Raw genomic sequence first — 26,270 nt, 5'->3', positions numbered from 1 at the left:
TCATGCACGCACGTGATCAGGTTCTGCATGCGGCCGCCGAGTTGGTCGCCGCGTTTGCCCGTAACGATCGCGAAGCTTACTTCGGCGCATTCAGCACCGATGCCAGTTTCGTTTTCTACACCCTCGACCAGCCATTGCTGTCGCGCGATGCCTATCAGGCGTTGTGGGACCGCTGGCGTGCCGAGGATGGATTCGAGGTGCTGTCGTGCACCTCGAGCAACGCCTTTGTCAGCCTGCAGGGTGACGTGGCGATTTTCATCCATGACGTGGCCACCGAGCTGCGCATGCAAGGGGAGCAACATTTCAGCCAGGAGCGCGAGACGATTGTTTTCAGAAGACAAGCGTCGAGCCTAGAACAACAAGGCCTATGGCTGGCCTGTCACGAACATTTGTCCGCAATGCCGGAAGGGCTGCCACCCCCTTAGCCAATGGTGACGCTCACGCACGATGAGCGCGCCTGATGATCGGAGCAGATCATGAATAACAACAACAACGAAAAAAGCCTTAGCAGCATCGAAACAAACGGGGTCGAACAGATCCCGGATCATGAGCGCGACGCCCGACCCAGCGACTTGTTTCGCTTGATCTTCGGCGGCGCCAATACGTTTGCCACCGCTGTGCTCGGCAGTTTCCCGGTGCTGTTCGGCCTGTCGTTTCAGGCGGGTGTCTGGGCGATTGTGCTGGGTGTGGTGGTCGGTGCGCTGATCCTCGCGCCGATGGGCCTGTTCGGCCCGCTCAACGGCACTAACAACGCCGTGTCTTCCGGTGCGCACTTCGGCGTGCACGGGCGGATTGTCGGTTCGTTCCTGTCGTTGCTGACGGCGATCGCGTTCTTCTCGCTGTCAGTGTGGAGCTCGGGTGATGCGCTGGTCGGCGGCGCCAAACGCCTCGTCGATCTGCCGGAAACCGACCTGACCCTGGGCCTGGCCTACGGTCTGTTCGCACTGCTGGTGCTGACCGTGTGCATCTACGGTTTCCGCATCATGCTGTGGGTCAACCGCATCGCGGTGTGGGCCGCGAGCCTGTTGTTCCTGCTCGGCATCTTCGCCTTCGCCCCCGCTTTCGACAGCCAGTACGCCGGCAGCGTGGCGCTGGGTCAGGCCGGGTTCTGGGCGGCATTCATCGGCGCTGCACTGGTGGCGATGAGCAACCCGATTTCCTTCGGTGCGTTCCTCGGCGACTGGTCGCGCTACATCCCGCGTGAGACGCCGAAGGGCCGGATCATGCTGGCGGTGATCGCCGCGCAACTGGCAACGTTGATCCCATTCCTGTTCGGCCTCGCCACCGCCACTATCGTCGCGATCAAGGCGCCGGACTACATCGCCGCGAACAACTATGTCGGCGGCTTGCTGGCCGTCTCGCCGAGCTGGTTCTTCCTGCCGGTGTGCCTGATTGCGGTGATCGGCGGCATGTCCACCGGCACCACGTCGCTGTATGGCACCGGGCTGGACATGTCCAGCGTGTTCCCGCGCGTGCTGTCCCGGGTCAAGGCGACCTTGCTGATCGGCGTGCTGTCGATCGCCTTCATCTTCATCGGCCGTTTCGCGGCGAACCTGGTGCAGAGCGTGTCGACCTTCGCCGTGCTGATCATCACCTGCACCACCCCATGGATGGTGATCATGATCATCGGCCTGCTGGTGCGGCGCGGCTTCTACTGCCCGGATGACCTGCAAGTGTTCACTCGCGGCGAACAGGGCGGACGCTACTGGTTCAACCACGGATGGAACTGGCGCGGTCTGGGGGCGTGGATTCCGAGTGCGCTGGTCGGCCTGTGCTTCGTCAACCTGCCGGGGCAGTTCGTCGGCCCGCTGGGCGAACTGGCCGGTGGCATCGACATCAGCCTGCCGGTGACATTGGGCCTGGCGTCGGTGGTGTATCTGACGCTGCTGCGCCTGTTCCCCGAACCTCGGGAAGTGTTTGGGCCAACGGATGTGCGCAGTGAAGCCGCCATAAAACCCGAACTACGTCAGGCCGCCTGACACGAATCCCCTGTGGGAGCGAGCCTGCTCGCGAAGACTTCAGCACATCCAACATTGGTGTGACTGACAGACCGCCTTCGCGAGCAGGCTCGCTCCCACAGGAAGCCTTGCAGACCCCATTTGCTTGACCATAAAAAAGACAATCGGAGACACGCCATCATGGCTTTGGATTTATTCGTCGTACTCATTTATGCCGCTGCGATGCTGATTCTCGGCTACTACGGCATGCGCAAGGCCAAGACCCACGAAGACTATCTGGTTGCCGGGCGTAATCTTGGACCATCGCTGTACATGGGCACCATGGCAGCAACCGTACTCGGCGGCGCGTCCACCGTCGGCACGGTCCGTCTGGGCTACGTGCATGGCATTTCCGGTTTCTGGCTGTGCGCGGCACTGGGCTGCGGCATCGTCGCGCTGAACCTGTTCCTCGCCAAGCCCTTGCTGAAACTCAAGGTATTCACCGTTACCCAGGTCCTGGAGAAGCGCTACAACCCGATGGCGCGTACCGCCAGTGCGACGATCATGCTCGCTTACGCGCTGATGATCGGCGTGACCTCGATTCTGGCGATCGGCACCGTGCTGCAAGTGTTGTTCGGTCTGCCCTTCTGGATTTCCGTACTGCTGGGCGGCGGTATCGTGGTGACTTATTCAACGATCGGCGGCATGTGGTCGCTGACCCTGACGGACATCGTCCAGTTCGGCATCCAGACGGTGGGCCTGATGTTCGTGTTGTTGCCGATCTGCCTGTACCGCGTAGGCGGCTGGGACCAACTGGTCGCGCAACTGCCGGCGGCCAGCTTCAACTTCACCAGCATCGGCTGGGACACGATCATCACCTACTTCATGATCTACTTTTTCGGCATCCTGATCGGCCAGGACATCTGGCAGCGGGTGTTCACGGCAAAAAGCGAAAAAGTCGCCAAGTACGCCGGCACCTCGGCCGGGATCTACTGCATCATTTACGGCCTGGTCTGCGCCTTGATCGGCATGGCTGCGCATGTGCTGATTCCGGATCTGGACAACGTCAACAACGCCTTTGCCGCCATCGTCAAAGTCTCGCTGCCTGACGGCATCCGTGGCCTGGTGATCGCTGCCGCACTGGCGGCGATGATGTCCACCGCCAGCGCCGGCCTGCTCGCCGCGTCCACCACCCTGACCGAAGACCTGCTGCCGAAACTGCGCGGCGGCAAACAGTCCAACGTCGCGGTCAGCCGTCTGTTTACGCTGCTGACGGGGATCGCGGTGTTGGGCATTGCTCTGGTCGTCAATGACGTGATCAGCGCGCTGACCCTGGCTTACAACCTCTTGGTCGGTGGCATGCTGATTCCGCTGATGGGGGCGATTTTCTGGAAGCGTGCGACTACTGCCGGGGCGATCAGCGCCATGACGCTGGGCTTTGTCACTGCGCTGGTGTTCATGGTCAAGGATGGCATGGACGCGAACACGCCAATCTATTACAGCCTGGGTGTCAGCCTGGTGAGCTTCGTACTGGTCAGCCTGTTCTCGCCGCGCCCGGCAACCGTGGCCACTGCGGTGTGAATCGACAGTAACGAGGTGATGTTTTCTTCAGCGGGTGTGGCGTCGGTGGCCACACCCGTTTTTTTCGCTTGGCGAAAAGCAAAAGATCGCAGCCTTCGGCAGCTCCTACCATTTGTAGAAACTGCCGACGGCTGCGATCCTGAAATCTCTGATCGCAGGTATTAACGGCGACGTGGCTGGCGTCGGCGCTGTTCGTCGTCCGTGCGAATCGGTACCGGTTGCAGAGGCGGTTCGATCAAACCGAGGGCAACTCCCAAATCGTGCAGCCAGTTCTGGATTTTCTCTTTCATCGTCATGCCCCCTTCAGGGTGGTGCTGAGCGGCCGGAATTCTGAGGCCGCTTCGCACTGATAATAGTCCGAAGTCCTACGCAATGCTCGGCCAAATCCGCAATGATCTGTTACTGAATTGAACAGAATCTGTTGCGATTGGTTCACGCGGTTTCCCGCACTTCATGCAAAGCCACGGGATAGACCGCTTGCTGCACGTCAATCCAGGCATTCAGGTTTGCCCCGGCCATACCCTTGCGCCACATGAGCCATGTTGTCGCACCCGCGAAAGGCTCGGCCAACGGATGCACGGCGACACTTTCGCGACCCGGCAGGCTGGCCAGCATCGACTCGGCCATCAACGCCACACCACTGCCGGCAATCACACAGGCGAGCATGCCCTGATAAGACTCGATCTCCATCGGCCGGCCCATCGCCGCGTGATAATGAGAGAACCACGCTTCCAGACGCATGCGATATGAACAGCCCTGACGGAAGGTGAATACCGAGCGCCCCTCGACATCCCGCGCGCTGTGCACCGGTGGATGGTCGATTTCGGTGATCAGCACTAGGCGTTCTTCGCACAGCGGCACGCCATCGAGCCCGGCCAGTTCCAGCGGTCCGTCGACCAACGCCGCGTCGAGGCGGCCGGTGAGCAAACCTTCGAGCAGTTCGCCGGTCGGCGCCGATTGTACCTGCAAATTCACCATCGGGTATTGCTTGTGATAACGCGCCAGCAGCGCCGGCAGATGAATCGCCGCCGTGCTGTACATGGTGCCCAGCACGAAATCCCCGGCCGGTTGCCCGCCCATCACCGCCGCACTGGCCTGATCGCGCAGAGCGAAGAGTTTGCCGGTGTAGTCGAGCAAAACCTTGCCCGCCGGCGACAGCTGCAAGCGCTGCCGTTCGCGCACGAACAATTCGACACCCAGCTGCTCCTCGAGCTGTTTCAGGCGCGTCGACAGATTCGACGGCACACGATGCAAGCGCTCGGCGGCGCGGGTGATCGAGCCTTCCTCGGCGACCGCCTGGAATATCCGCAGTTGGCTGAATTCCACTGCTTTCTCCTTAACAGAACAAGTTACTCACTATTATTCAATTTTAAAGAAAGTCAATCGATCCTAGCCTGACGGTCATTGCTGCCTTGAAGGAAGCCCGACCATGTCGCCGCTGATACGTTTATCCGCCTGTTTCGTTGCCCTGATGATGGCCATGGGCATTGGCCGTTTCGCCCTGACACCTCAGATGCCGCACCTGCTCAGCGAAGGGCAGATCGACCTCACCGCCGCCGGGCTGATCGCGGCGGCCAACTACTTCGGCTATCTGCTCGGTGCCGTGGATGCGATGTTCGCCCAGCGGCCGCAGCAGGTGCAGCGACGATTGCATGGCGGGCTGTGGCTGTGCGTGCTGTTGACCCTGGCGTCGTTCTGGGCCAACGGTTTCTGGTCGCACTTGCTGATGCGCTTTGGTACCGGAGTGGCGAGTGCCTGGGTGCTGGTGATGATTACTTCGCTCAGTCAGCCGCTGGCGGCGGCAGCGGGTCGCCCGCGCTGGGGGGCTCTGGTTTTTGCCGGGCCGGGTCTGGGGATTTTTCTCACAGGGTTGTTGGCGCTGGCCTCACATCGCTTGCAGCAGACATCGGCAACCCTGTGGCTGATTTACGCGGCCGCCGCGTTGCTGATGATGCTCGGCGTCTGGCGGTTGTTACCGCAGCCCACGGTGGTAGCGAGGCCAGCAACAACCCATGTGAACCCAGCGAATCGCGGCATTGCCCGGCTGGCGTTGGTATATGCGCTGTACGGCATCGGCTACATCATTCCGGCAACGTTCCTGTCGCAGATGGCCAACGCGCAGTTTCACGGCCAGTGGCAGGCGGATCTGTTCTGGCCGTGCTTTGGCCTCGGCGCGGCGATCGGTGTGTGGTTGGTGAGTCTGCGCCGACATGATCCCGAGACCACGCGGCACTGGCTGATGGCGACGTTGTGGCTGCAAGCGGCCGGGGTGTTTGCTTGCCTGCTGGGCAGCGGCGTCGGCCTGGCGCTGGGGGTGATCCTCTGCGGCACACCGTTTCTGGCGTGCATGCAACTGGTCATGCAGCGTTCGCGAGAGCTGGCGCCCCACGACACTCAGCGCAACGCCGGGATGCTCACGGCGTGCTTCGCTGTCGGCCAGCTGAGCGGCCCGCTGCTGGCGGCGCTGAGCAGCCATTTCAGCGGCGGCTTGCAGCCGGCGCTGCTGATCGCCGGTGCCGGCTTGTTGCTGGCCGGCGCGCTGGCAATGCAGGCCAAGGCTACTGGCCCAGCGCCTTGCGCAAACGCCGACGCAGCCACTGTTCGGCGCTGACGAAAGTGATGCCGAGCAGCACCAGCACGGCGCCGATGACGAAGTTCAGGCTCAACTGTTCGCCGAGCAGCAGCACGCCGAAGGTCACGCCGAACAACGGCGTCATGAACGAGAACACCGCAAGGTTGGCCGCCAGATAACGGCGCAGCAGCCAGAACCACACCAGGTAACTGAAGAACGACACCACCAGGCCCTGGAACAGCACACTCGCCACCGCCACGGTGGTCAGGCTGACGTGGGTGATCTGGCCGCTGAACAGCGCGATCAACAGCAGGCCGATGAAGCCGACCAGCAACTGATAGAACAGGGTCAATGTCACCGGCGCTTCCGACAGTCGCGAGGCGCGCACCACCACGGTGGTCGCGCCCCAACAGGCGCCGGCCAATACGCCGAAGGCATCGCCCAGCAGCATGCGCCGATCAAGGTTGTCCCACGACACACCGCCGGCGAAGGCAATCGCGATGCCGATGAACGCCAGCAGAATCCCCAGCCATTGCAACGGGCGCAACCGCTCGCTGGCGAGCAGGAAATGCACGCCGAGTGCGGTGAAGATCGGCGCGGTATACAAGAACACCGACATATGCGCGGCGGTCGTCAATTGCAGACCTTCGGCGATGAACAGAAACTCCAGACCAAACAGCGCACCGGCCAGCAAGCCGCCGCGCCAGGTGCTGCCGACCTGATCCCAACCGCCCTTCCAGCAGATCAGCAAACCGACCAGCAACGCAGAAATCCCCGAGCGCCCCGCCGCTTGCATCACCGGCGCGATGTCCGTTGCCGCCCACTTGATCAGGACTTGCTGCACACCCCAGATCAGGCACAGGCCGATCATCACTTGCAGGGCAAAACCGTCGGCATTGCGCCGCTCGGCACTCACCGCATCACCTCGAACACACACAACATGGCAGGCCATCCAATGGTCAGAAAACAGTGTCGGGAATTATCAATCAGTCGCGCGGAAAAAGCCGTCTGGAAAAGACATTAAGTTGGTCAGTGGCGTCAGCGCTGAATGGTTGACGGCTGCGCCGTCATTCGCGAGCAGGCTCGCTCCCACAGAGGATTCGGTGAACACGTGGGAGCGAGCCTGCTCGCGAAGAGGCCAGCACTGCCAACACAACTGCCGGATCAGCTCACGTGAATCGCTTCGCCATCAAATAACCCACCGTGCAAGCAACCGCCGTCGCCACTGTCCCCCACGCCCAGTCCATCAAACTCACCTGCACCGACCAGTCGCGCAAGGTTGCCCAGTTGGTCAGGTCATAAGTGCCGTAGGCCACCAGTCCCAATAGCGCGCCCAGCTTCGCCGCCCTCTGCCAGCTCAGCGCCGGCAACACCACGAACACCACGCAGCCAATAACGTACAGGCAATAAAAAACCGCTGCGGGCAACAGCAGCGGTTTTTCCAGCATCAGCGAACCGAGCAGTTCGCGATAGGTCGGCGCCATCAGCAGCCCGAGCCAGATGCCATCGAGCAGCAGAAACGTCAGCAGCGTTGCGACGTAAGCGATCAGCGCCTTTTTCATCGATCCAACCTCTTGTGTGGCCTGCAACATGGGCCACTCAAGGCTCAGGTTAGTTCAATGCGATCGGCGTGGATGACGATCTTGCCTTCCTTGTACAGCGAACCGATGGCTTTCTTGAAGTTGCCCTTGCTGACGCCGAACAGGCTGCTGATCAACGCCGGATCACTCTTGTCACTGACCGCCAGGGTGCCGTCGTTTTCGCGCAACTTGCCGAGGATCTTCGAACTCAGACTGCTCGCCGCTTCCTGACCAACCGGTTGCAGGCTCAGGCTGATCTTGCCGTCGGCGCGCACTTCCTTGATGAAGCCTTTCTCGCGCATGCCCGAACGCATGAACTTGAAGATCTCGTTCTTGTGGATCAGGCCCCAGTGCTTGTTGTTGATGATCGCCTTGAAGCCCATGTCGGTGGCTTCGGCCACCAGCAGATCAACTTCCTGGCCCGGGCTGTAGGTGGCCGGGGTCTTGTCCAGGTAACGATCGAGGCGCGCGGTGGCGGTGATGCGGCGCGTGTGTTTGTCGAGGTAGACGTGCACCACGCAGTATTCGCCAGCGGTCATCTGGCGCTTTTCTTCCGAGTACGGCAGCAACAGATCCTTCGGCAGCCCCCAGTCGAGGAACACGCCGATGCTGTTGACTTCAACCACTTTCAGGCTGGCAAATTCGCCGACCTGAACTTTGGGTTTTTCCGTGGTGGCGAGAAGTTTGTCTTCGCTGTCCAGATAGATGAATACGTTGAGCCAGTCTTCATCTTCGCTGGGAATATCTTTAGGGATATAACGGTTGGGCAAAAGAATTTCGCCGTCGGCACCGCCGTCCAGATATAAACCGAAGTTAGTGTGTTTAACCACTTGCAAACTGTTGTAACGCCCGACTAAAGCCATTTCCGAAACCCTCAATACGTGGGCGGCATTCTACCCGTTTTTGCCGCCAACGTCGGGCGACAGATCCTCGCAGCGGAAAATCTGCGTCAACCTGTTGATTTTTTTTGATCACTGCCCGATGAGGTGCCGCTCGTCAGTCCGGCCGGGCGGCTTACGGCTGCGCACAATTGCCTCACGCCGATTCGATGTTCTTATTTAAAACAGGGAGTTAGCTAAAAATTAACAGTGTCGATCAGGCAATAATGCAGCGCTGGGCTTGGTTATTCCGGGGGATATTTACCAAGCTATTGTCAAGTTATTCCTGTACGATGCCTGGCCGAGTTACTTTTCTAAAGGTTAATGGCCGCCATGCGTGTAAAAGCATCCACCAGCAAAGCAAAGCCAGCTCCAGCCGTTGAAACCAGCGAATCGATCAACGATCAGATCGCAGCATTCCTCAAGTCCGGCGGCGAGATCCAGCAAATTGCCAAAGGCGTCAGTGGCCAGACATTCGGCCCGTCCAAGCAGATCAGCCTGGGCAAGAAGTAACACCGGTTTTACCCCGTCCAGAGGCGCTTTGAGCTTCGAAGCGCCTGGACTGGCACCGCGCAACACCCCTTCGCTTTAAACAAAAATTCCCGAAAATCGACGAACGGCCATCAATGCCGGGCATTCGCCGGTATCCTTGCACGCGTCTAGATCAAGCGTTTCAGCAGGCCTTCGCCCTGCGCTCGCGGTTCATGGAGTGACGCATGCGCCCATTTCCCTGTTTATTGTTCGTCAGCCTGCTGTCAGGCGCGACCGCGCACGCGCAGGTTTTTCAGGGTGAACTGGGTGACTTCGATCTCAAGCTAGGCACCACGCCCAGCCGCAGCATGGCCCAGGGTCTGGTCAAACCGGCGGCGGTCGGCTCGTTCCACGGCGGCCTTGATCTGAGCCACGACAGCGGCGTGTATTTCGGCCAGTACGCGCCGAGCATGGGCATCAGCCCGGGCAAGAACCTCGAGATCGATTCCTACGTCGGCTTCAAGCAGCCGTTCGATCAGGTGCTCGGCTATGAAGTCGGGATGATCCATTACAGCTATCCCCGCGTGGACACCCTCGACAGCCAAGAGCTGTTTGGTGGCCTCACTCTGCTCGGCAGTCGCTTCGGCATTGCCCTGAGCAACGACCCGGATAAACAGAACAACACCTTGTTTGCCGACCTCACTGGCAATCAGCCGTTCGGCATCGGCGTGAGCATGAAATACACCACGCACCAGTTGAATACACCGGCGGCGGTGGACGGTGGCTATATCAGCAGTTTCACTGACTGGTCGGTGAAACTGTCGCGGCCGTTCATGGGCGTCGATCTTGACCTGATCTACAGCGACTCCAGCCTCAGCGGCAGTGATTGCTCGGCCTATTCCGGGCACAACAGCGAGTGCGACGGCCTCGTCACCCTCAAGGCTGTACGCACGTTCTATTGATCGGCTGAACTGCCGCGCGCATCCTGCATCACATAAGAATCAGATTTCCGACGCCAGGCTTTCGCAAGGATTTGCCCATGTCTCGCTGGTTCAAACAGATTGCCGCCCTGCTCATCTTCACCCTCGCCCTAGGCGCTTGCAGCCGCGTGGGCCTGGCCTACCGCAACCTCGACGTGATTATTCCATGGTCGCTGAGTGACTACGTGGACATGAACGGCGAGCAGAAAGACTGGTTCAACGAAAGGCTCAGAGAACACCTGAGCTGGCACTGCACCACGCAGCTACCGGGTTACCTCGACTGGCTGGACCGTTTGCAGGCCATGGTCGAGAGCAATCAGGTCAGCGACGCCGCGCTACAGGAGCGCACCGCCGAAGCCAAGCAGGCCATTGCCGAAACCGCCCGGGAAATCACCCCTTCGGCCATTGAGTTGCTGCAAGGCCTGGACGATAAACAGGTGGCAGAAATGAACGACGCGTTTGCCAAGGATTTGCGCAAACGTCAGCAGGAATACGTGAAACCGCCGCTGGCCCAGCAGATCAAGGAGCGCGGCGAGCGCATGGAAAAACGCCTGAACGATTGGCTAGGCCCGCTCAGTGATTCACAGAAACAACGCGTCGTGGCCTGGACCAATGCCTTGGGCGACCAGAACACCCAATGGATCGCCAACCGCGCGCACTGGCAGCAACAGTTCAGCGCCGCCGTTGCGCAACGCCAAAGCGCGGAATTCCCACAACGTATCGAGACACTTCTGGTCAATCGCGAGCGGTTGTGGACAGCGGATTATCGCAAGGCCTACGCCAACACCGAAGCCCAGGCGCGCTCGCTGTTTGTCGACTTGATGGCCGAGAGCACGCCGCAGCAGCGTGAGCGCTTGCTGAAGAAAATCGAGGGAGTGCGCAAAGACTTCAATGACCTCAAGTGCCTGAAGGCCGCGCAGAAACCTTGAAATTACTGGAATCCAATGTGGGAGCGAGCCTGCTCGCGATAGCGGTGTATCAGACAGTTCAATGTCACTGACAGACCGTATTCGCGAGCAGGCTCGCTCCCACAGGGCGGTTTTCACTGGTTCAGGCGATTTGAGCCTTTGAGGCGACTTCATCAAACGTCACCTCATCCAGCGCATCCTCCTGCTCATCCAGCACCTGACGCGGATGGTCGTTGCCGGGGATGCTGCTGTCGATCAGGCTCAGCAGGCTGGAGCCGCGCGGGGTCAGAATGAAGTTGTTGCCAGTACTACCCTCGTGATCCGGCCGCGGCTCGATGAATCCGCGCTCCAGCAAGAGCTTTTCATAATCACAGGCCAGGGTTTTCAAGTGATCGAGATTGTCGATCGGCTCGCCGGCGCTGGCTTTCTCGGCCGCATGGTCTTCGGCATAAGCGCGGGGAGCGAAGCTGTGGCCAGCGCTGTTCTGCACTTCATGCAGCAAACGTTCAATCAAATCCCAGTTATAAGTCGTCATCCTGATCCAACCTCCGGTGCGGGTGATTTTGTGCCGCTTTCAAGGTTGTGACCGAAGCGCTGCGCAGCCGTTCAGCAGTATTTCCGGACCCGACCGACCGGCGGCTGTCGATTCCCTCGCACGATGAACGACTAGGCTGAAACAGCCGGTTCAACCCGCAGGAGACATCGTCATGAACGTTACAAACCATCCGGTGGTATCACGCGAAGAATGGCTCGCCGCCCGCCAGCAGCATCTGGCCCGCGAAAAAGCCTTCACCCGGGAACGCGATCGCCTCAGCGCCGAGCGCCGCGCCCTGCCGTGGGTGAAGGTCGACAAGGACTATCACTTCCAAGGCCCGAACGGCGAGCTGAGGCTCAATGATCTGTTCGGCCAAAACAGCCAGTTGATCATCTACCACTTCATGTTCGCCAAAGGTTGGGAGCAAGGCTGCCAGGGCTGCTCGTTCCTCAGCGACCACATTGACGGCGCCAACCAGCACCTGGCCCATCACGACGTCGCGGTGGTCGCCGTCTCCCACGCGCCGTTCCGCGAGTTTCAGGCGTTCAAACAACGCATGGGCTGGAAATTCGACTGGGTCTCGTCAGAAGGTTGCGATTTCAATTACGACTTCGGCGTTTGCGCCCGGGCTGAGGACGTCGCCGAGGGCAAGGCTACCTACAACTACGAAAAAACCGACAGCGCCGAGGAAGAAATGCCGGGGCTGAGCGTGTTTTATCGCAATGACGAAGGCGAGATTTTTCACACCTATTCCACATACGCGCGCGGCCTGGACATGCTGGTTGGCGCTTACCACTATCTGGATCTGACGCCCAAGGGCAGGAATGAAGACGAGATCATGGAATGGGTGCGGCATCATGATCGGTATGACGGTGCGCCGAAGTCGGGTTGCTGTCAGAGTGAGCAGCGGTCTTGAGCGCAATCCGTGCATGGGCTCCCCCGGTGCACTTCTACCCAGAGAGGCCCGACGAGCGGATTCTACAGCACCTGCGAATGTGCGATGCTAAGTCATCGGGGCCTTTCGGACATTCCTCCGCTACAATTGGCGCACCTGACATTGAGGGGGCAAGATGGAAAAGCTGAGTTTAGAAACCAAGAAAATCTGGTTCGCCAAGCATCGCAGAGCCAACTTCGCAGCTAGTTTGCGCCTGGAAGGCTTCGCTCCTTCACCTTGCGATGGGGAAATCAAACTCCCTACTCGGGAGGCTGCCCTGAAAGCCGTCCGGCACGTAAAAGTTTGAGTAATGATAAATATGGTGCTGACCAAGCCCCGGATTGCTATCCGGGCTCAGACGTACTCATCAATCTGCTCGATTTGCGCACCGCAGAGGATTTGGACGAAGCGGAACGCTATATCAACGAATTAGCTGCTGCGAAACTGGAATTCATTGCCCCCCCATACAGTCTTGCTACGTTGAAAGACGTTCACCGCACCTTGTTCGACAAAGTCTATTCTTGGGCGGGTGAAATCCGCACGCTGGCAATCAGCAAGGGCAACACCCGTTTTTGCAGCCCGGAATTCATTGAGCGCGAGGTCGCAAAAGAGTTTTCGAAAATGGCCAATGCAGGCTGGTTCGAGGACTACTCACGTGATCACCTCATCCACTCAGTGGCCGAGATGTATGGAAATATCAACGTTGCCCACCCGTTCAGAGAGGGTAACGGACGAACCCAGCGTATTGTCTTTGAATACATCATTTACAACGCAGGTTATTCGATCGATTGGCATTCGGTGGATCGCCAAGGGTGGATTGACGCATGCATTCACTCCTTCTACGGAGTTGAGCAACCTCTTGTCGATATCTTTGATCACTGCATCGGCGCGTCGATAGCTGAAGCGAACTTTTGATCCGCATTCCTCCTGCGAAGCTTACTGAACTTTTGCCACGCTTCAGCCCTCAACCGGTTAACCCGCCTTAACCGGAACTGAGGCCTGCCCATGAAAACCCTGATCAAGCTGTCCCTCGCCGCCACCCTTGTCTGCGCCCTGCCCGTCTGGGCCTGCACGCCGGAAGAGGCGACGATCAAACGCGAACAACTGGCCAAGGAAGTCTCCAAGCTCACCGAGCAGAATCCGGAAAAAGCCAAGGAGATTAACGCCGAGCTGCAGAAAATGGATCTGGGCACGGCCAGCGCCGATCTGCCGGACAAATGCCAGTTGATCGATCAGCGTCTGAAGGAACTGGGGTCGGCAGAGAAAAAAGCCGACAGTTGAGGCGAAAAAAAACCGGACAATGTCCGGTTTTTTATATGCGCTGCTAAAGCTTACTCAGCCGCAGGCTCGGCTGGCTTACGACGCTTGAGCGGGGCCATGCCGTCGCTGCTCACCAGAGAATCCGGCTTTGGACGGTTGACGCTCTTGCGCTTGGTCGGCGTCTTGGCGGCGGTTTTCTTCTTGTCGCCCTTGGCGTCGGTCTTTTTCTTCTTCACGCCGACGGCTTTGCCCGAGGCCTTGACCTTTTTCGGCCCGCCGTAGGTGCCTTTGACTTCCTTGATGGTGCGGCGCTCGAAGCTTTGCTTCAGGTAGCGCTCGATGCTCGACATCAGGTTCCAGTCGCCGTGGCAGATCAGCGAGATCGCCAGACCGTCGTTGCCGGCGCGGCCGGTACGACCGATGCGGTGTACGTATTCGTCGCCGCTGCGTGGCATGTCGAAGTTGATCACCAGATCCAGACCGTCGACGTCCAGACCACGGGCGGCAACGTCGGTCGCGACGAGGATCTTCACACCGCCCTGCTTCAGACGATCAATCGCCAGTTTGCGATCCTTCTGGTCTTTCTCGCCGTGCAGCACGAACGCCTTGTATTCCTGGGCCACGAGGCGGCCGTAGATGCGGTCGGCCATGGCGCGGGTATTGGTGAAGACGATGGCCTTCTGGTAGGTCTCGTTGGCCAGCAGCCAGTTCACAATCTGCTCTTTGTGCTGATTGTGGTCGGCGGTGATGATTTGCTGGCGAGTCGTCGAGTTGAGCTGGCTGACGGCGTTGAGCTGCAGGTGCTCAGGGTTGTTCAGGACCTTGGCGATCATCTCGCGCAGACCTGAACCGCCGGTGGTCGCGGAGAACAGCATGGTCTGCTGACGGTTCGGGCACTCATCGACCAGACGCTGCACGTCTTCGGCGAAGCCCATGTCGAGCATGCGGTCGGCTTCGTCGAGCACCAGCACTTCGACTTCTTTCAGGTCGAGGTTGCCGGCGTTGAGCTGCTCGATCATCCGCCCCGGGGTGCCGATGAGGATGTCCGGCACTTTGCGCAGCATGGCCGCCTGCACCTTGAAGTCTTCGCCGCCAGTGATCAGGCCGGACTTGATGAAAGTGAACTGCGAGAAGCGTTCGACTTCCTTCAAGGTCTGCTGGGCCAGTTCACGGGTCGGCAGCAGGATCAGCGTCTTGATGCTGACGCGGATCTTCGCCGGGCCGATCAGGCGATTGAGGATCGGCAAGACGAAAGCGGCGGTTTTGCCGCTACCGGTTTGCGCCGTCACCCGCAGATCACGCCCCTGGAGCGCCAGCGGGATGGCCGCGGCTTGCACTGGCGTTGGCTCGACAAATTTCAGCTCGGCCACGGCTTTGAGCAGGCGTTCGTGCAGGGCGAATTGGGAAAACACGGGTGCTACCTCGAAGATATGCAAAAAAACAGCTGCATAGGTTACCGGTTTCGAGCGCTCAGGCCGAGTTTCTTTGTGCAAACGGCGACAATCAGTGGTTTTTTTGTTGCCCGATTTGTCACTCGCTGCAATACACAGCGTCTTAAATGCTCTAATCGGCCCTCGCGTCTTACAGAAGAAACGTTTCGCTCATGGATATCAAACAGCTCTGGCTCAAAGCCCAAGGCCTCTGGGGCACGCTCGAAGAGCACCCACTTCTGCAATCGGGACTGGCGCTGCTGGTGCTGCTGGTCATCGCGCTGGTGCTCGGACGAGTGGCGCGTTACCTGATCCTGCACGCCAGCCGCATGCTCGGCCGCCAGCCGGCGCTGCACTGGATCAACGACTTTCGCCACAACAAGGTGTTTCAACGACTGGCGCAGATGACGCCGTCGCTGGTGATCCAGTTCGGCCTGCACCTGGTGCCGGAGCTGAGCAAAACCGCGATGAATTTCCTCGGCAACGTCGCGCTGGCCTTCACCATTCTGTTCCTGCTGCTGGCGGTCAGCGCCCTGCTCAACGCCCTGCTCGACATCTATGCCCGCACCGAGCACGCCCGCACGCGCTCGATCAAAGGCTACGTGCAACTGGCGAAAATGGTTTTGTACGTGTTCGGCGCGATCATCATCGTCGCTACATTGATCGACCGCTCGCCGCTGTTGCTGCTATCGGGTCTGGGTGCGATGTCGGCAGTGATTCTATTGGTCTACAAGGACACGCTGCTGTCGTTCGTCGCCAGCGTGCAGCTGACCAGCAACGACATGCTGCGGGTCGGCGACTGGATCGAAATGCCACAAGTCGGCGCCGATGGCGACGTGGTCGACATCACGTTGCACACGGTCAAAGTGCAGAACTTCGACAAGACGATCGTCTCGATCCCGACCTGGCGGCTGATGTCCGAGTCGTTCAAGAACTGGCGCGGCATGCAGCAGTCCGGCGGTCGGCGGATCAAGCGCAGCCTGTTCATCGATGCCAGCGGCGTGCGCTTCATCCGCGACGACGAGGAAGAAAAGCTCTCGCAGGTGCACCTGCTGACCGACTACATGGGCCGCAAGAAAGCCGAGCTCAAGGCCTGGAACGAAGCGCAGGGCAATGTCGCAGCCATGTCGGCCAACCGCCGCCGCATGACCAACATCGGCACCTTCCGCGCCTATGCGCTGGCGTATCTGAAGAGTCACCCGGAGATTCAGCCGAACATGACCTGCATGGTCCGGCAGATGCAGACCACCGCGCAGGGCATTCCGCTGGAAATCTACTGCTTCACCCGCACCACGGTGTGGGCCGATTACGAGCGGATTCAGGGGGATATTTTCGATTACCTGCTGGCGGTGTTGCCGGAGTTTGGCTTGAGTCTGTATCAACAGCCGAGTGGCGGGGATTTGCGCGCCGGGTTGCTGCCAGCGGTGTTGGGCTCGGCGAGTATTCCCGAGCCGGAAAAACACCTGATGTAACCTAAAGATCCAATGTGGGAGCGAGCCTGCTCGCGAATGCAATGTGTCAGTCGACCCATACTTATCTGACCCAACGCCTTCGCGAGCAGGCTCGCTCCCACAGGGGTTATGCGGCGGCCGGGGATCTGCGGATGCCCAACCGGCTGATCCACACCGCTGCCAGAATCACCCCCCCGCCAAGGAACAACCGCCCCAGTTCCTCATGCTGATTCCAGATCAGCAGATTCAACAGCAACCCCACCGGCACGTGCAGGTTGTTCATCACCGCCAGTGTTCCGCCGTTGACCATGCACGCGCCCTTGTTCCACCAGTACAGACCCAACGCAGTCGAGACTAGTCCGAGAAACAGCAACACGCCCCATTGCAACGGCGCTTCCGGGAGAAAGTTCGACTTGCCGAACAACAGGAACGCTGGCAGCACAACCGCCAATGCACCGAGGTAGAAATAACCGAAGCGGCGGTAATGCGGCAGATCACTCGGATGCTTCGCCACCAGATGCTTGTACAGGACCTGCCCGGCGGCATAAGTGAAGTTGGCCAGTTGCAGCAGCAGGAAGCCCATGAAGAAGTCGGGACTGATGCTGTCGAAGCGAATCACCGCCGCACCGCCGACTGCCACCAGCGCAGCAATCAATGCCCACGGGTTGAAGCGGCGGTTCAGCGCGTCTTCGATCAACGTCACGTGCAGCGGCGTGAGAATGGTGAACAGCAACACCTCCGGCACCGTCAGCACGCGGAAGCTCAGGTACAGGCAGACGTAAGTCACACCGAACTGCAACGCGCCGATCAGCAACATGCCACGCATGAACGCCGGCTCCACCGAACGCCAGCGCGTCAACGGAATAAACACCAGCCCGGCCAGCACCACACGCACCAGCACCGCGAAGTAACTGTCGACATGCCCGGCCAGGTATTCGCCGATCAGACTGAAGGAAAACGCCTGGATCAGCGTGACACAAAGTAGATAGCCCATGCTCGCCTCGAAAATCGAATGGCGGCGACGATAGCGGTTTTTGCGCCAGACCGCGAACCCTCGAACAACACAAATCCCTGTGGGAGCGGGCTTGCCCGCGATGAGGGAGGGTCAGGCAAGTATTTGTCGACTGACACTCCGCCATCGCGGGCAAGCCCGCTCCCACAGGGACTTATGTGAAATTCGGATGTGCAGTGTTCAGAAAAATCGCAGACAAAAAAAAGCCCGATCTCGCTAAAGCGTTCAATCGGGCTACAGCACTCAGGAGCAAAAGTGCAAAGGGAGGTTCGATGCGCGTGGAACCTTGAAGGGGTTGCGCCAGGTCACTTAAACAATCGGCGATTATCTGGCGATTAACCGATCAAGCGACCTGAGACAGTTTGGCGTTGGCCTGATTCAGGCCCTTCTCCTGGAAGTCACCGCCCAGGTTCATGCCCTCAGCATGGATAAAGGTCACGTCGTTGATCCCGATGAAACCCATCACCTGCCGCAAGTACGGTTCCTGATGATCCGCCGGGCCACCGGCATACACACCACCGCGAGCAGTCAGGACAAAGGCGCGCTTGCCGCTGAGCAGACCTTGCGGGCCGGTTTCGGTGTACTTGAAGGTCACCCCGGCACGCAGCACATGGTCAAGCCAGGCCTTGAGCGTGCTCGGGATCGCAAAGTTGTACATCGGTGCCGCCAGCACCAGCACGTCGGCGGCAAGCAGCTCATCAGTCAATTGGTTGGAGCGGTCCAGCGACGCCTGTTCGCTGTCGTTGCGCTGCTCGGCGGGCTTCATCCAGCCGCCCAGCAAGTTGGCGTCCAGATGCGGCACCGGGTTCGCGGCGAGGTCACGCACGGTGATCTGATCGGCAGGGTGCGCGGCTTTCCACTGAGCGATGAAGGTCTGGGTCAGTTGACGGGAAACCGAGTCTTGCTGGCGGGCACTGCTTTCGATGATCAGAACGCGGGACATGGTGTGTAGCCTCCATCCGAGAATGTTGTAAGTCGATGGAGTGAAGGTTAAACAGAGTCGAATCGATGAAAAAGCGCAAATATCCGCTGTAATCCATCGATAAATTCGTTTATAAGCTAGACCCATATCCCCTGTGGGAGCGAGCCTGCTCGCGAAAGCGGAATGTCAGTCACATCATCTCTGGATGACACTCCGTCTTCGCGAGCAGGCTCGCTCCCACAGGAAAATAGCGTTATTTCGGGGTGCAGGTCAGTTTGATGCGCAGCTTGATGATCTCGCGGGTGAACTTGGCCGTGGCGTTTTTATGCTTGCCCGCCGGCACATCGATGCTACGCGTGCGTGGTGCTTCCGGGCCGTTGCTGAACACCGCACGGCAGGTCGCGTCGACATCACCGTAGTTGGCCACGCGGATCGAGCCGATGTCGTTGTCCGTGTCGTAAGTCTCGTAGTCGATCTTCATGCCGTTGAGATCCTTTTGCACATCGATCGGATAGGCAAACGCGGTCAACGGCAGTAGCGCCAGCACCACACAACAGAATTTTTTCATTCGGCAGTCTCCATGAGGGACGGCCAGCTTAGGACAAGAGGAGCTATTGATGAAAGCGCCCCGCGTGACCCTTGATCAATGGCGAACGTTGCAGGCCGTGGTCGACCACGGCGGATTCGCCCAGGCCGCCGAGGCCCTGCACCGTTCGCAATCGTCGGTGAGCTACACCGTCGCCCGCATGCAGGATCAGCTCGGCGTGCCATTGCTGCGCATCGACGGGCGCAAAGCCGTGCTCACCGAGGCCGGCGGCGTATTGCTGCGCCGTTCGCGGCAATTGGTCAAACAGGCCAGCCAACTCGAAGACCTCGCCCATCACATGGAGCAAGGCTGGGAAGCGGAAGTGCGGCTGGTGGTCGATGCGGCCTACCCGAGCGCGCGGATCGTCCGCGCCCTGACCGCGTTCATGCCGCAGAGTCGCGGCTGCCGCGTGCGTCTGCGCGAGGAAGTGTTGTCGGGCGTCGAGGAAGTGCTGCTCGAAGGCGTGGCGGACCTGGCAATCACCGGCCTGAGCATTCCCGGCTACCTGGGTGCGGAATTGAGCGATGTCGAGTTCGTCGCCGTCGCCCACCCTGATCACCCGCTGCATCGGCTCAATCGCGAGCTGAGCTTTCAGGATCTGGAAACCCAGATGCAGGTGGTGATCCGCGACTCCGGCCGCCAGCAGCCGCGCGATGTCGGCTGGCTCGGCGCCGAACAGCGCTGGACCGTCGGCAGCCTCGCCACCGCCGCGACTTTTGTCAGCAGCGGCCTGGGCTTTGCCTGGCTACCGCGGCACATGATCGACCGCGAGCTCAAGGATGGTTCGCTCAAGCTGCTACCGTTGGACCGAGGCGGCAGCCGCAATTCGAGCTTCTATCTGTATTCGAACAAGGACAAACCCCTGGGCCCGGCCACGCAAATCCTTATCGAATTGTTGCGCACCTTCGACACCTTGCCGCTGGACGCACCGTTCGCCGCACCTGAACAAGCCTGACACGGAGTTCACCGATGGCGTATTTCGAGCACGAAGGTTGCAACCTGCACTACGAGGAATATGGCCACGGTGCGCCGTTGCTGCTGGTTCACGGGCTCGGCTCGAGCACCCTGGACTGGGAAATGCAGATCCCCGCGCTGGCCGCGCACTACCGGGTGATCGTCCCGGACATTCGCGGCCACGGGCGCTCGGACAAACCCCGCGAGCGCTACAGCATTGCCGGGTTCAGCGCCGACCTGCTGGCCTTGATCGAGCACCTGCGCCTCGGCCCGGTGCACTACGTCGGGCTGTCGATGGGCGGGATGATCGGCTTTCAACTGGCCGTCGATCAGCCTCAGGCGCTCAAGAGCCTGACCATCGTCAACAGCGCGCCACAAGTCAAATTGCGCACCCGCGACGACTACTGGCAGTGGTTCAAACGCTGGAGCCTGATGCGCGTGCTCAGCTTGGAAACCATCGGCAAAGCCCTCGGCAGCAAACTTTTCCCCAAGCCGGAACAGGCCGATCTGCGACGGAAAATGGCCGAACGCTGGGCAAAAAACGACAAACGTGCTTATCTCGCCAGCTTCGATGCGATCGTGGGCTGGGGCGTTCAGGAACGACTTTCCCGGGTGTCCTGTCCAACGCTCGTCATCAGCGCCGACCGTGACTACACACCGGTGGCGTTAAAAGAAACCTATGTAAAACTGCTGCCGGATGCGCGGCTGGTGGTAATTGACGACTCGCGCCATGCCACCCCGCTCGATCAACCCGAACGCTTCAATCACACGCTGCTGGATTTTCTCGCCACAGCCGACCTTCACTCTCAGGATCACTGACCCATGCTGAAAAAACTCGCCCTCGCCGCCGGCTCCGTACTGTTTGCCGCCAACCTGATGGCTGCTACCCCGGCCAAGGCGCCCCACGTGCTGCTGGACACCACCAACGGCCAGATCGAAATCGAACTGGACCCGGTCAAGGCACCGATCAGCACGAAGAACTTCCTTGAATACGTTGACAGCGGCTTCTACAACAACACCATTTTCCACCGCGTGATCCCGGGCTTCATGGCTCAGGGCGGCGGCTTCACCCAGCAGATGCAACAGAAAGAAACCAAGGCGCCGATCAAGAACGAGGCCAGCAATGGCCTGCACAACGTTCGTGGCACCCTGTCGATGGCGCGTACTTCCAACCCTGATTCGGCGACCAGCCAGTTCTTCATCAACGTTGCCGACAACGCATTCCTCGATCCGGGCCGTGACGCTGGTTACGCGGTGTTCGCCAAAGTGGTCAAGGGCATGGATGTCGTGGACATCATCGTCAACTCGCAGACCACCACCAAAAGCGGCATGCAAAACGTGCCTGTCGACCCTGTGATCATCAAGTCGGCCAAGCGCATCGACTGAGTTTCGCCGGGCATATCGAGCGGCGTGGGGCTGAGCCTGCGCCGCTCGCACTGATAAAAGGAGAGCCCGGATTCCGGGCGGTTATCTGATGCTCTATCGCCGTTTCGAACAACTGATCGATATCTTCCGCGACGCCCCGACGGCGTCTCCGCCGGACCGCGTCTGGCCCTTCTACGTCTATTACCTGAAGCAGGTCTGGCCGAGTTTCGCTGCACTGCTCGTCATCGGCCTGTTTGCCTCATTGATCGAAGTAGCGCTGTTCAGCTACCTGAGCCGCATCATCGACCTGGCACAAGGCACGCCCAACCCGAATTTCTTCAGCGACCACGCCCTCGAATTGACCTGGATGCTGGTGGTCGCTCTGGTGCTGCGACCGATCTTCTTTGCCCTGCACGACCTGCTGGTGCATCAGACCCTGAGCCCGGGCATGACCAGCATGATCCGCTGGCAGAACCACAGCTACGTGCTCAAGCAGAGCCTGAATTTCTTCCAGAACGACTTCGCCGGGCGCATCGCCCAGCGCATCATGCAGACCGGCAACTCGCTGCGCGATTCTGCCGTGCAAGCGGTGGATGCACTGTGGCACGTGGTGATCTATGCGATCAGCTCGCTGGTGCTGTTCGCCGAAGCCGACTGGCGCCTGATGATCCCGTTGCTGACCTGGATCGTTGCCTACATCGGCGCGCTGTATTACTTCGTGCCGCGCGTGAAAGAGCGTTCGGTGGAAGCCTCTGACGCGCGCTCGAAATTGATGGGCCGTATCGTCGACGGCTACACCAACATCGCCACGCTGAAACTGTTCGCTCACACCAACTTCGAACAGCACTACGCCAAGGAAGCGATCGAGGAACAGACCGTCAAAGCGCAGATGGCCGGTCGCGTGGTGACCAGCATGGACGTGGCGATTACCACCATGAACGGCCTGCTGATCGTCGGCACCACGGCGCTGGCATTGTGGCTGTGGACGCAGTCGCTGATCACCGTCGGCGCGATTGCCCTGGCCACCGGCCTGGTGATTCGTATCGTCAACATGTCCGGCTGGATCATGTGGGTGGTCACCGGCATTTTCGAAAACATCGGCATGGTCCAGGACGGTCTGCGCACCATTTCGCAACCGGTCAGCGTCACCGACCGCGAGCAGGCCAAACCGCTGGCCGTGGCCTCGGGCGAAGTGCGTTTCGAGCACGTGGATTTTCACTACGGCAAGAAGAAAGGCATCATCGGCGACCTCAATCTGACGATAAAACCGGGGGAAAAAATCGGTTTGATCGGCCCGTCCGGCGCCGGCAAATCAACCCTGGTCAACCTGTTGCTGCGCCTATACGACGTCGAGGGCGGGCGCATCCTGATCGATGGGCAGAACATTGCTGAAGTCGGCCAGGAAAGCCTGCGTGCGCGGATCGGCATGATCACTCAGGACACCTCGCTGTTGCACCGCTCGATCCGCGACAACTTGCTTTACGGCAAACCCGACGCCACCGACGCTGAACTGTGGGAGGCGGTGCACAAGGCTCGCGCCGATGAGTTCATTCCACTGCTGTCCGACGCTGAAGGCCGCACCGGTTTCGATGCCCATGTCGGCGAGCGCGGGGTGAAACTGTCGGGCGGTCAGCGCCAGCGCATCGCGATTGCGCGGGTACTGCTCAAGGACGCGCCGATCCTGATCATGGACGAAGCCACTTCGGCGCTGGACTCGGAGGTTGAAGCGGCGATTCAGGAAAGCCTCGAGACCTTGATGCAGGGCAAAACCGTAATCGCCATCGCCCACCGTCTCTCGACCATCGCGCGCATGGACCGTCTGGTGGTGCTGGAAAACGGCAAGATCGCCGAGAGCGGCACCCACGCCGAACTGCTCGCCCATCGTGGCCTGTATGCGCGGTTGTGGGCGCACCAGACCGGAGGGTTTGTCGGTATCGACTGATCGCGCGATATGATCGTTCCCACGCTCCGCGTGGGAATGCCTCAAGGGACGCTCCGCGTCCAGTGACGCGGAGCGTCACGGCCTGCATTCCCACGCAGAGCGTGGGAACGATCATGGTCAGGTTTGGCGATAAGGCAACGCTGTCCGGGCCTCTTCGGCATAGGCCAGAACCCCGGCGCGCTCTTGCTGGAGGAAATCCTTCACCGCCGCTTTCAACCCCGGATGCCGCAGGTAATGCCAGGAATGGGTGATCACCGGTTCAAAGCCGCGAATCAACTTGTGCTCGCCCTGCGCCCCGGCGTCGAAACGCTGGATGCCATGGGCAATCGCGTAGTCCATGCCCTGATAAAAACACGTCTCGAAATGCAGCCGATCAAACTCGGCCAGGCAGCCCCAATAACGCCCGTAGAAACTGTCGCCACCGACCAGACTGAACGCCATCGCCACCGGCCGTGAGCCCTGTTTGGCCAGGACCACGCGAATCGCTTCGGGCATGCGTTCGGCCAGCAGGCTGAAAAACTCCCGCGTCAGATACGGCGCCTGACGCCGCACCGCATAAGTGTTGGCATAGCAGGCGTAGACGAAATCCCACTGTGCCTCGTCCAGCTCACGCCCCTCCAGCCACTCGAACTCGAAGCCCTGCCCCGCCACCTGCTCGCGTTCCTTGCGCATCTGCTTGCGCTTGCGTGAACTGAGGGCGTCGAGGAAGTCCTGAAAGTCGCGGTATTCACGGTTCTGCCAGTGATATTGACAGCCGATACGCTGCAGCCAGCCCGGTTGCTCGGCCATCGCCGCATCGGTAAACGGATCAGTGAAATTGATGTGCGCGCTGGAGAGTTCTTCGATCTGCAAATAGCCCGGCAGGCTTTTCAGCAGTTCGAAACCGTCCTCCACTGTTGCCGCCAGCAAGCGCGGACCGCTGACCGGACTGAAGGGCACTGCGGTCAGGAGTTTGGGGTAGTAATCGATGCCGGCACGCGCGCAGGCGTCGGCCCAACCGTGATCGAAGACGTATTCGCCGTAGGAATGCCACTTGCGATAACTGGGCAGTGCGGCGATCAGTCGATCATCTTCGATGTGCATTAAATGTTCGGGCTGCCAGCCTGAATGCGGGCCGACACTGCCGCTGTCTTCCAGCGCGCTGAGGAAGGCGTGGCGCAGGAACGGCTGGTTGTCCGGCACCAGCGCATCCCAGCTTGCCGGGGCGATTTCTGACAGGTCTTGCAGGCGTTGCAACGGCATTCACTGGCACTCCACAGCTTGGCGACAAAGCCCGGCGAGTATCGCTTATCGCGACCCCGTTGCACACGCTCAATCGGCCGACAGCGCTCTAACTCGATAGTTCACGGCTGGTACGCATCGTCATCAACCTGCCATCACTGTGCCACCGCTCTGTCATAAACCATCGCGATACTGGCGCCTGTTTTTAGAGCGCCGGGTTCTAACCCGGACACAGTTTTCCGGCCTTCAGGCCGGTTGTGCCCAGGATGGTTCAGCCATCCCCTTCATCTTCGGAGATTGCTATGCGTCTTGCTTCCACGAAAACTGCAGCGGCCCTGTGCGGCGGCTTGTTGCTGGCCATGAGCGTTCCGGCCAGTGCTGCAGTCGACGCCAAACTGCTCGACATGCTCAAGGCCAACGGGTCGATTTCCCAGGCGCAGTACATCGAGCTGCAAACAGAACTGGCCAAGGATCAGAAGGCTCAGCAAATCGCCCAACAGGCGCAGCAGGAAACCAACGAACAAGTGGCGGCGGTCGCGAAGAAGACCAACGAACAGAGCCTGTTCGACCAGAAACTGGCTTGGGCGGCGAAGACCCAGTTCAAGGGCGACGTACGTATTCGTCAGGAAACCATCAAGATCGACGGCGAGCCGAACAACGGCGGCCGCGACAAGGACCGCCAGCGCATCCGTGCGCGTCTGGGCGCCTACACCGAGATCAACCCGCAAGTCGACACCGGCATCCGCATCGCCACCGGCGGCGGTGACGACGCGCGTTCGACCAACCAGGATCAGGACAACTACTTCGACAAGAAGCAGATCTGGCTCGACCTCGGCTACATCGACTATCACCCTGATCAGATCAAGAATCTGCACGTGATCGGCGGCAAGATGCTGCAACCGTGGGTGAGCATGGGCGACGTGATCTGGGACAGCGATATCAACCCGGAAGGTCTGGCCGTTACTTACAAATACCCACTGGGCGGCAGCGCCGAACTGTTCGGCAGCCTGGGTAACTACAACCTCAAGGACAACGTTGACGGCGACGGCGTGCAATTCCGCCACGACCTGCGCCTGACCGCTGGCCAGTTGGGCAGCCGCTTCAACATCACCGACAACCTGAAAATGACCTTGGGCGGCAGCGTCTACGCCTACCAGAACGACGAAGACAGCCGCTGCACCGGCACCTCGACGCCGTGCGCCCTGGCGGTCAACGGCAACTCGGCGAACAACGAATTCCGTCTGTATGAAGGGTTCAGCCAGATCGACATCGGCGGCCTGCCAATGCCACTGTCGTTCTACGGCCAGTACGTGAAGAACAACGATGCCGTGACCGATCAGGACACCGCATGGTTGCTCGGCGCCAAGTCGAAAGTGTTCGGCTTCAACCTCGATTACAACTATCGCGACGTGCAGCGCAATGCCGTGGTCGGCGCCTTCACCGACTCCGACTTCGCCAACGGCACCACCGGTTCGCGCGGGCACAAGTTCAAGGTCGGTTACGACATCGACAAGAACTTCGCCGTCGGCGCCACGTACTTCCTGACCAAGGCCGACTTCGCCAGCCGCAGCCAGCGCGATGCAGATGCCAACACCCTGCAGCTGGATGCTGAAGCGAAGTTCTAAGAAAACAGCTACAAGCTTCGAGCGACAAGCTGCAAGTCACCGCTCCCCTTGCGACTTGTCGTTCGAAGCTGATGTCCTGCAGCCCGGTGCAATGCCAGCGATCCCCATCATCCGTTCGCTGACGCT

The 26,270-nt window shown here is 59.9% G+C and carries 28 protein-coding genes; 17 read left to right on the top strand and 11 right to left on the bottom strand.

The window, feature by feature from the left end; genetic code table 11:
• Nucleotides 1–2: 2 nt before the first annotated feature.
• The 3 genes from BXA01_RS23260 to BXA01_RS23250 all read left to right on the top strand — a co-directional run bounded on the left by BXA01_RS23260 (nucleotide 3) and on the right by BXA01_RS23250 (nucleotide 3,518).
• Complete coding sequence (locus BXA01_RS23260) at nucleotides 3–425, top strand: YybH family protein (RefSeq protein WP_076566508.1); 423 nt, start codon at nucleotides 3–5, stop codon at nucleotides 423–425.
• Nucleotides 426–476: 51 nt separating this feature from the next.
• Nucleotides 477–1,979 (top strand): purine-cytosine permease family protein, encoded by a 1,503-nt coding sequence (locus BXA01_RS23255; protein ID WP_076566505.1) that lies wholly within the window; start codon nucleotides 477–479, stop codon nucleotides 1,977–1,979.
• A gap of 159 nt (nucleotides 1,980–2,138) precedes the next feature.
• Nucleotides 2,139–3,518, top strand: coding sequence for a sodium:solute symporter (locus BXA01_RS23250; RefSeq protein ID WP_076566503.1), 1,380 nt, complete (start codon nucleotides 2,139–2,141; stop codon nucleotides 3,516–3,518).
• 161 nt (nucleotides 3,519–3,679) lie between these two features.
• Here the strand turns inward: BXA01_RS23250 and BXA01_RS27435 are convergent, their stop codons facing one another.
• Nucleotides 3,680–3,808 carry a PA1414 family protein gene (locus BXA01_RS27435; RefSeq protein ID WP_003184145.1) on the bottom strand — a complete coding sequence of 43 codons (129 nt, stop codon included), beginning with the start codon at nucleotides 3,806–3,808 and terminating at the stop codon, nucleotides 3,680–3,682.
• A 142-nt stretch (nucleotides 3,809–3,950) separates the two neighbouring features.
• Nucleotides 3,951–4,844, bottom strand: a complete 894-nt coding sequence (gene ptrR, locus BXA01_RS23245) for a putrescine utilization regulator PtrR (RefSeq protein ID WP_076566500.1) — start codon at nucleotides 4,842–4,844, stop codon at nucleotides 3,951–3,953.
• 103 nt (nucleotides 4,845–4,947) lie between these two features.
• Here ptrR and BXA01_RS23240 point away from each other — a divergent pair, with 103 nt between their 5' ends.
• A complete protein-coding gene (locus BXA01_RS23240) occupies nucleotides 4,948–6,129 on the top strand; it encodes an MFS transporter (RefSeq protein ID WP_076566498.1) in 1,182 nt (393 codons plus the stop codon).
• On the opposite strand, the gene BXA01_RS23235 is transcribed toward BXA01_RS23240, so the two are convergent.
• From BXA01_RS23235 to BXA01_RS23225, 3 genes are all read right to left on the bottom strand, one after another.
• Nucleotides 6,077–7,006: a DMT family transporter gene (locus BXA01_RS23235; RefSeq protein WP_041478962.1), complete on the bottom strand. Its 930-nt coding sequence runs from the start codon at nucleotides 7,004–7,006 to the stop codon at nucleotides 6,077–6,079. The two genes, BXA01_RS23240 and BXA01_RS23235, sit on opposite strands and share 53 nt — an antisense overlap.
• A 253-nt stretch (nucleotides 7,007–7,259) precedes the next feature.
• Nucleotides 7,260–7,652 (bottom strand): DUF2177 family protein, encoded by a 393-nt coding sequence (locus tag BXA01_RS23230; protein ID WP_024012046.1) that lies wholly within the window; start codon nucleotides 7,650–7,652, stop codon nucleotides 7,260–7,262.
• Nucleotides 7,653–7,696: 44 nt separating this feature from the next.
• Entirely contained in the window at nucleotides 7,697–8,533 is an 837-nt protein-coding gene (locus BXA01_RS23225) for a CvfB family protein (protein ID WP_016771157.1), read from the bottom strand.
• 339 nt (nucleotides 8,534–8,872) lie between these two features.
• Between BXA01_RS23225 and BXA01_RS23220 the strand changes: the two genes are divergently transcribed.
• From BXA01_RS23220 to BXA01_RS23210, 3 genes are all read left to right on the top strand, one after another.
• Nucleotides 8,873–9,061, top strand: coding sequence for a hypothetical protein (locus BXA01_RS23220; protein WP_016985943.1), 189 nt, complete (start codon nucleotides 8,873–8,875; stop codon nucleotides 9,059–9,061).
• 203 nt (nucleotides 9,062–9,264) lie between these two features.
• A complete protein-coding gene (locus BXA01_RS23215) occupies nucleotides 9,265–9,981 on the top strand; it encodes a TorF family putative porin (RefSeq protein ID WP_016771158.1) in 717 nt (238 codons plus the stop codon).
• A 77-nt stretch (nucleotides 9,982–10,058) separates the two neighbouring features.
• Nucleotides 10,059–10,928 (top strand): DUF6279 family lipoprotein, encoded by an 870-nt coding sequence (locus tag BXA01_RS23210; RefSeq protein WP_076566496.1) that lies wholly within the window; start codon nucleotides 10,059–10,061, stop codon nucleotides 10,926–10,928.
• Between the two features lie 121 nt (nucleotides 10,929–11,049).
• Here BXA01_RS23210 and BXA01_RS23205 read toward each other — a convergent pair whose 3' ends face one another.
• Entirely contained in the window at nucleotides 11,050–11,442 is a 393-nt protein-coding gene (locus BXA01_RS23205; RefSeq protein WP_056783658.1) for a hypothetical protein, read from the bottom strand.
• 172 nt (nucleotides 11,443–11,614) lie between these two features.
• Between BXA01_RS23205 and BXA01_RS23200 the strand changes: the two genes are divergently transcribed.
• The 4 genes from BXA01_RS23200 (at nucleotide 11,615) to BXA01_RS23190 (ending at nucleotide 13,657) form a co-directional block, all read left to right on the top strand.
• The gene (locus tag BXA01_RS23200; protein WP_076566493.1) at nucleotides 11,615–12,358 is read left to right on the top strand and encodes a DUF899 domain-containing protein; all 744 of its coding nucleotides are present in this window, start codon (nucleotides 11,615–11,617) and stop codon (nucleotides 12,356–12,358) included.
• Between the two features lie 154 nt (nucleotides 12,359–12,512).
• Nucleotides 12,513–12,683: a YhfG family protein gene (locus tag BXA01_RS27370; RefSeq protein WP_143979047.1), complete on the top strand. Its 171-nt coding sequence runs from the start codon at nucleotides 12,513–12,515 to the stop codon at nucleotides 12,681–12,683.
• Nucleotides 12,680–13,291 carry a Fic/DOC family protein gene (locus BXA01_RS23195; protein WP_076566491.1) on the top strand — a complete coding sequence of 204 codons (612 nt, stop codon included), beginning with the start codon at nucleotides 12,680–12,682 and terminating at the stop codon, nucleotides 13,289–13,291. Before BXA01_RS27370 ends, BXA01_RS23195 begins: the two co-directional genes overlap by 4 nt.
• Nucleotides 13,292–13,381: 90 nt before the next feature.
• The gene (locus tag BXA01_RS23190; RefSeq protein ID WP_024012041.1) at nucleotides 13,382–13,657 is read left to right on the top strand and encodes a hypothetical protein; all 276 of its coding nucleotides are present in this window, start codon (nucleotides 13,382–13,384) and stop codon (nucleotides 13,655–13,657) included.
• A gap of 50 nt (nucleotides 13,658–13,707) precedes the next feature.
• Here the strand turns inward: BXA01_RS23190 and BXA01_RS23185 are convergent, their stop codons facing one another.
• The gene (locus BXA01_RS23185; protein WP_024012040.1) at nucleotides 13,708–15,048 is read right to left on the bottom strand and encodes a DEAD/DEAH box helicase; all 1,341 of its coding nucleotides are present in this window, start codon (nucleotides 15,046–15,048) and stop codon (nucleotides 13,708–13,710) included.
• Between the two features lie 191 nt (nucleotides 15,049–15,239).
• Between BXA01_RS23185 and BXA01_RS23180 the strand changes: the two genes are divergently transcribed.
• Nucleotides 15,240–16,538 (top strand): mechanosensitive ion channel family protein, encoded by a 1,299-nt coding sequence (locus tag BXA01_RS23180; RefSeq protein WP_056783642.1) that lies wholly within the window; start codon nucleotides 15,240–15,242, stop codon nucleotides 16,536–16,538.
• Nucleotides 16,539–16,644: 106 nt separating this feature from the next.
• Here the strand turns inward: BXA01_RS23180 and BXA01_RS23175 are convergent, their stop codons facing one another.
• The 3 genes from BXA01_RS23175 to BXA01_RS23165 all read right to left on the bottom strand — a co-directional run bounded on the left by BXA01_RS23175 (nucleotide 16,645) and on the right by BXA01_RS23165 (nucleotide 19,019).
• The gene (locus BXA01_RS23175) at nucleotides 16,645–17,511 is read right to left on the bottom strand and encodes a carboxylate/amino acid/amine transporter (protein ID WP_076566488.1); all 867 of its coding nucleotides are present in this window, start codon (nucleotides 17,509–17,511) and stop codon (nucleotides 16,645–16,647) included.
• Nucleotides 17,512–17,872: 361 nt separating this feature from the next.
• Nucleotides 17,873–18,472 carry an FMN-dependent NADH-azoreductase gene (locus tag BXA01_RS23170; RefSeq protein WP_076566485.1) on the bottom strand — a complete coding sequence of 200 codons (600 nt, stop codon included), beginning with the start codon at nucleotides 18,470–18,472 and terminating at the stop codon, nucleotides 17,873–17,875.
• Nucleotides 18,473–18,704: 232 nt separating this feature from the next.
• Nucleotides 18,705–19,019, bottom strand: a complete 315-nt coding sequence (locus BXA01_RS23165) for a hypothetical protein (protein ID WP_016771198.1) — start codon at nucleotides 19,017–19,019, stop codon at nucleotides 18,705–18,707.
• Nucleotides 19,020–19,068: 49 nt separating this feature from the next.
• On the opposite strand from BXA01_RS23165, the gene BXA01_RS23160 reads away from it, so the two are divergent.
• The 4 genes from BXA01_RS23160 to BXA01_RS23145 all read left to right on the top strand — a co-directional run bounded on the left by BXA01_RS23160 (nucleotide 19,069) and on the right by BXA01_RS23145 (nucleotide 23,298).
• A complete protein-coding gene (locus tag BXA01_RS23160; protein WP_016771199.1) occupies nucleotides 19,069–19,992 on the top strand; it encodes a LysR family transcriptional regulator in 924 nt (307 codons plus the stop codon).
• Between the two features lie 14 nt (nucleotides 19,993–20,006).
• Nucleotides 20,007–20,810: an alpha/beta fold hydrolase gene (locus BXA01_RS23155; protein WP_076566482.1), complete on the top strand. Its 804-nt coding sequence runs from the start codon at nucleotides 20,007–20,009 to the stop codon at nucleotides 20,808–20,810.
• A gap of 3 nt (nucleotides 20,811–20,813) precedes the next feature.
• Nucleotides 20,814–21,377 (top strand): peptidylprolyl isomerase, encoded by a 564-nt coding sequence (locus tag BXA01_RS23150; protein ID WP_041478824.1) that lies wholly within the window; start codon nucleotides 20,814–20,816, stop codon nucleotides 21,375–21,377.
• Nucleotides 21,378–21,465: 88 nt separating this feature from the next.
• Entirely contained in the window at nucleotides 21,466–23,298 is a 1,833-nt protein-coding gene (locus BXA01_RS23145; RefSeq protein ID WP_056783633.1) for an ABC transporter ATP-binding protein, read from the top strand.
• Between the two features lie 117 nt (nucleotides 23,299–23,415).
• Here BXA01_RS23145 and BXA01_RS23140 read toward each other — a convergent pair whose 3' ends face one another.
• Nucleotides 23,416–24,540 carry a GNAT family N-acetyltransferase gene (locus BXA01_RS23140; RefSeq protein WP_076566480.1) on the bottom strand — a complete coding sequence of 375 codons (1,125 nt, stop codon included), beginning with the start codon at nucleotides 24,538–24,540 and terminating at the stop codon, nucleotides 23,416–23,418.
• Between the two features lie 281 nt (nucleotides 24,541–24,821).
• Between BXA01_RS23140 and BXA01_RS23135 the strand changes: the two genes are divergently transcribed.
• Nucleotides 24,822–26,144: a putative porin gene (locus tag BXA01_RS23135; protein WP_076566478.1), complete on the top strand. Its 1,323-nt coding sequence runs from the start codon at nucleotides 24,822–24,824 to the stop codon at nucleotides 26,142–26,144.
• Nucleotides 26,145–26,270 lie beyond the last annotated feature (126 nt).

The sequence above is a fragment of the Pseudomonas sp. B10 genome (assembly GCF_900156235.1).
In the GTDB taxonomy this organism is placed as follows: Bacteria; Pseudomonadota; Gammaproteobacteria; order Pseudomonadales; family Pseudomonadaceae; genus Aquipseudomonas; species Aquipseudomonas siliginis.
This window is presented reverse-complemented; position numbering and strand designations above follow the sequence as displayed.

What these genes read in the sequence shown, in the direction of transcription:
- BXA01_RS23165 (WP_016771198.1), bottom strand. Translation starts at nt 19,019, where the DNA reads ATGAAAAAATTCTGTTGTGTGGTGCTGGCGCTACTGCCGTTGACCGCG.
- BXA01_RS23220 (WP_016985943.1), top strand. Translation starts at nt 8,873, where the DNA reads ATGGCCGCCATGCGTGTAAAAGCATCCACCAGCAAAGCAAAGCCAGCT.
- BXA01_RS23200 (WP_076566493.1), top strand. Translation starts at nt 11,615, where the DNA reads ATGAACGTTACAAACCATCCGGTGGTATCACGCGAAGAATGGCTCGCC.
- BXA01_RS27435 (WP_003184145.1), bottom strand. Translation starts at nt 3,808, where the DNA reads ATGAAAGAGAAAATCCAGAACTGGCTGCACGATTTGGGAGTTGCCCTC.
- BXA01_RS23160 (WP_016771199.1), top strand. Translation starts at nt 19,069, where the DNA reads ATGAAAGCGCCCCGCGTGACCCTTGATCAATGGCGAACGTTGCAGGCC.
- BXA01_RS23230 (WP_024012046.1), bottom strand. Translation starts at nt 7,652, where the DNA reads ATGAAAAAGGCGCTGATCGCTTACGTCGCAACGCTGCTGACGTTTCTG.
- BXA01_RS23180 (WP_056783642.1), top strand. Translation starts at nt 15,240, where the DNA reads ATGGATATCAAACAGCTCTGGCTCAAAGCCCAAGGCCTCTGGGGCACG.
- BXA01_RS23250 (WP_076566503.1), top strand. Translation starts at nt 2,139, where the DNA reads ATGGCTTTGGATTTATTCGTCGTACTCATTTATGCCGCTGCGATGCTG.
- BXA01_RS23145 (WP_056783633.1), top strand. Translation starts at nt 21,466, where the DNA reads ATGCTCTATCGCCGTTTCGAACAACTGATCGATATCTTCCGCGACGCC.
- BXA01_RS23140 (WP_076566480.1), bottom strand. Translation starts at nt 24,540, where the DNA reads ATGCCGTTGCAACGCCTGCAAGACCTGTCAGAAATCGCCCCGGCAAGC.
- BXA01_RS27370 (WP_143979047.1), top strand. Translation starts at nt 12,513, where the DNA reads ATGGAAAAGCTGAGTTTAGAAACCAAGAAAATCTGGTTCGCCAAGCAT.
- BXA01_RS23135 (WP_076566478.1), top strand. Translation starts at nt 24,822, where the DNA reads ATGCGTCTTGCTTCCACGAAAACTGCAGCGGCCCTGTGCGGCGGCTTG.
- BXA01_RS23170 (WP_076566485.1), bottom strand. Translation starts at nt 18,472, where the DNA reads ATGTCCCGCGTTCTGATCATCGAAAGCAGTGCCCGCCAGCAAGACTCG.
- BXA01_RS23150 (WP_041478824.1), top strand. Translation starts at nt 20,814, where the DNA reads ATGCTGAAAAAACTCGCCCTCGCCGCCGGCTCCGTACTGTTTGCCGCC.
- BXA01_RS23175 (WP_076566488.1), bottom strand. Translation starts at nt 17,511, where the DNA reads ATGGGCTATCTACTTTGTGTCACGCTGATCCAGGCGTTTTCCTTCAGT.
- BXA01_RS23225 (WP_016771157.1), bottom strand. Translation starts at nt 8,533, where the DNA reads ATGGCTTTAGTCGGGCGTTACAACAGTTTGCAAGTGGTTAAACACACT.
- BXA01_RS23260 (WP_076566508.1), top strand. Translation starts at nt 3, where the DNA reads ATGCACGCACGTGATCAGGTTCTGCATGCGGCCGCCGAGTTGGTCGCC.
- BXA01_RS23155 (WP_076566482.1), top strand. Translation starts at nt 20,007, where the DNA reads ATGGCGTATTTCGAGCACGAAGGTTGCAACCTGCACTACGAGGAATAT.
- BXA01_RS23205 (WP_056783658.1), bottom strand. Translation starts at nt 11,442, where the DNA reads ATGACGACTTATAACTGGGATTTGATTGAACGTTTGCTGCATGAAGTG.
- BXA01_RS23215 (WP_016771158.1), top strand. Translation starts at nt 9,265, where the DNA reads ATGCGCCCATTTCCCTGTTTATTGTTCGTCAGCCTGCTGTCAGGCGCG.
- BXA01_RS23210 (WP_076566496.1), top strand. Translation starts at nt 10,059, where the DNA reads ATGTCTCGCTGGTTCAAACAGATTGCCGCCCTGCTCATCTTCACCCTC.
- BXA01_RS23240 (WP_076566498.1), top strand. Translation starts at nt 4,948, where the DNA reads ATGTCGCCGCTGATACGTTTATCCGCCTGTTTCGTTGCCCTGATGATG.
- BXA01_RS23255 (WP_076566505.1), top strand. Translation starts at nt 477, where the DNA reads ATGAATAACAACAACAACGAAAAAAGCCTTAGCAGCATCGAAACAAAC.
- BXA01_RS23190 (WP_024012041.1), top strand. Translation starts at nt 13,382, where the DNA reads ATGAAAACCCTGATCAAGCTGTCCCTCGCCGCCACCCTTGTCTGCGCC.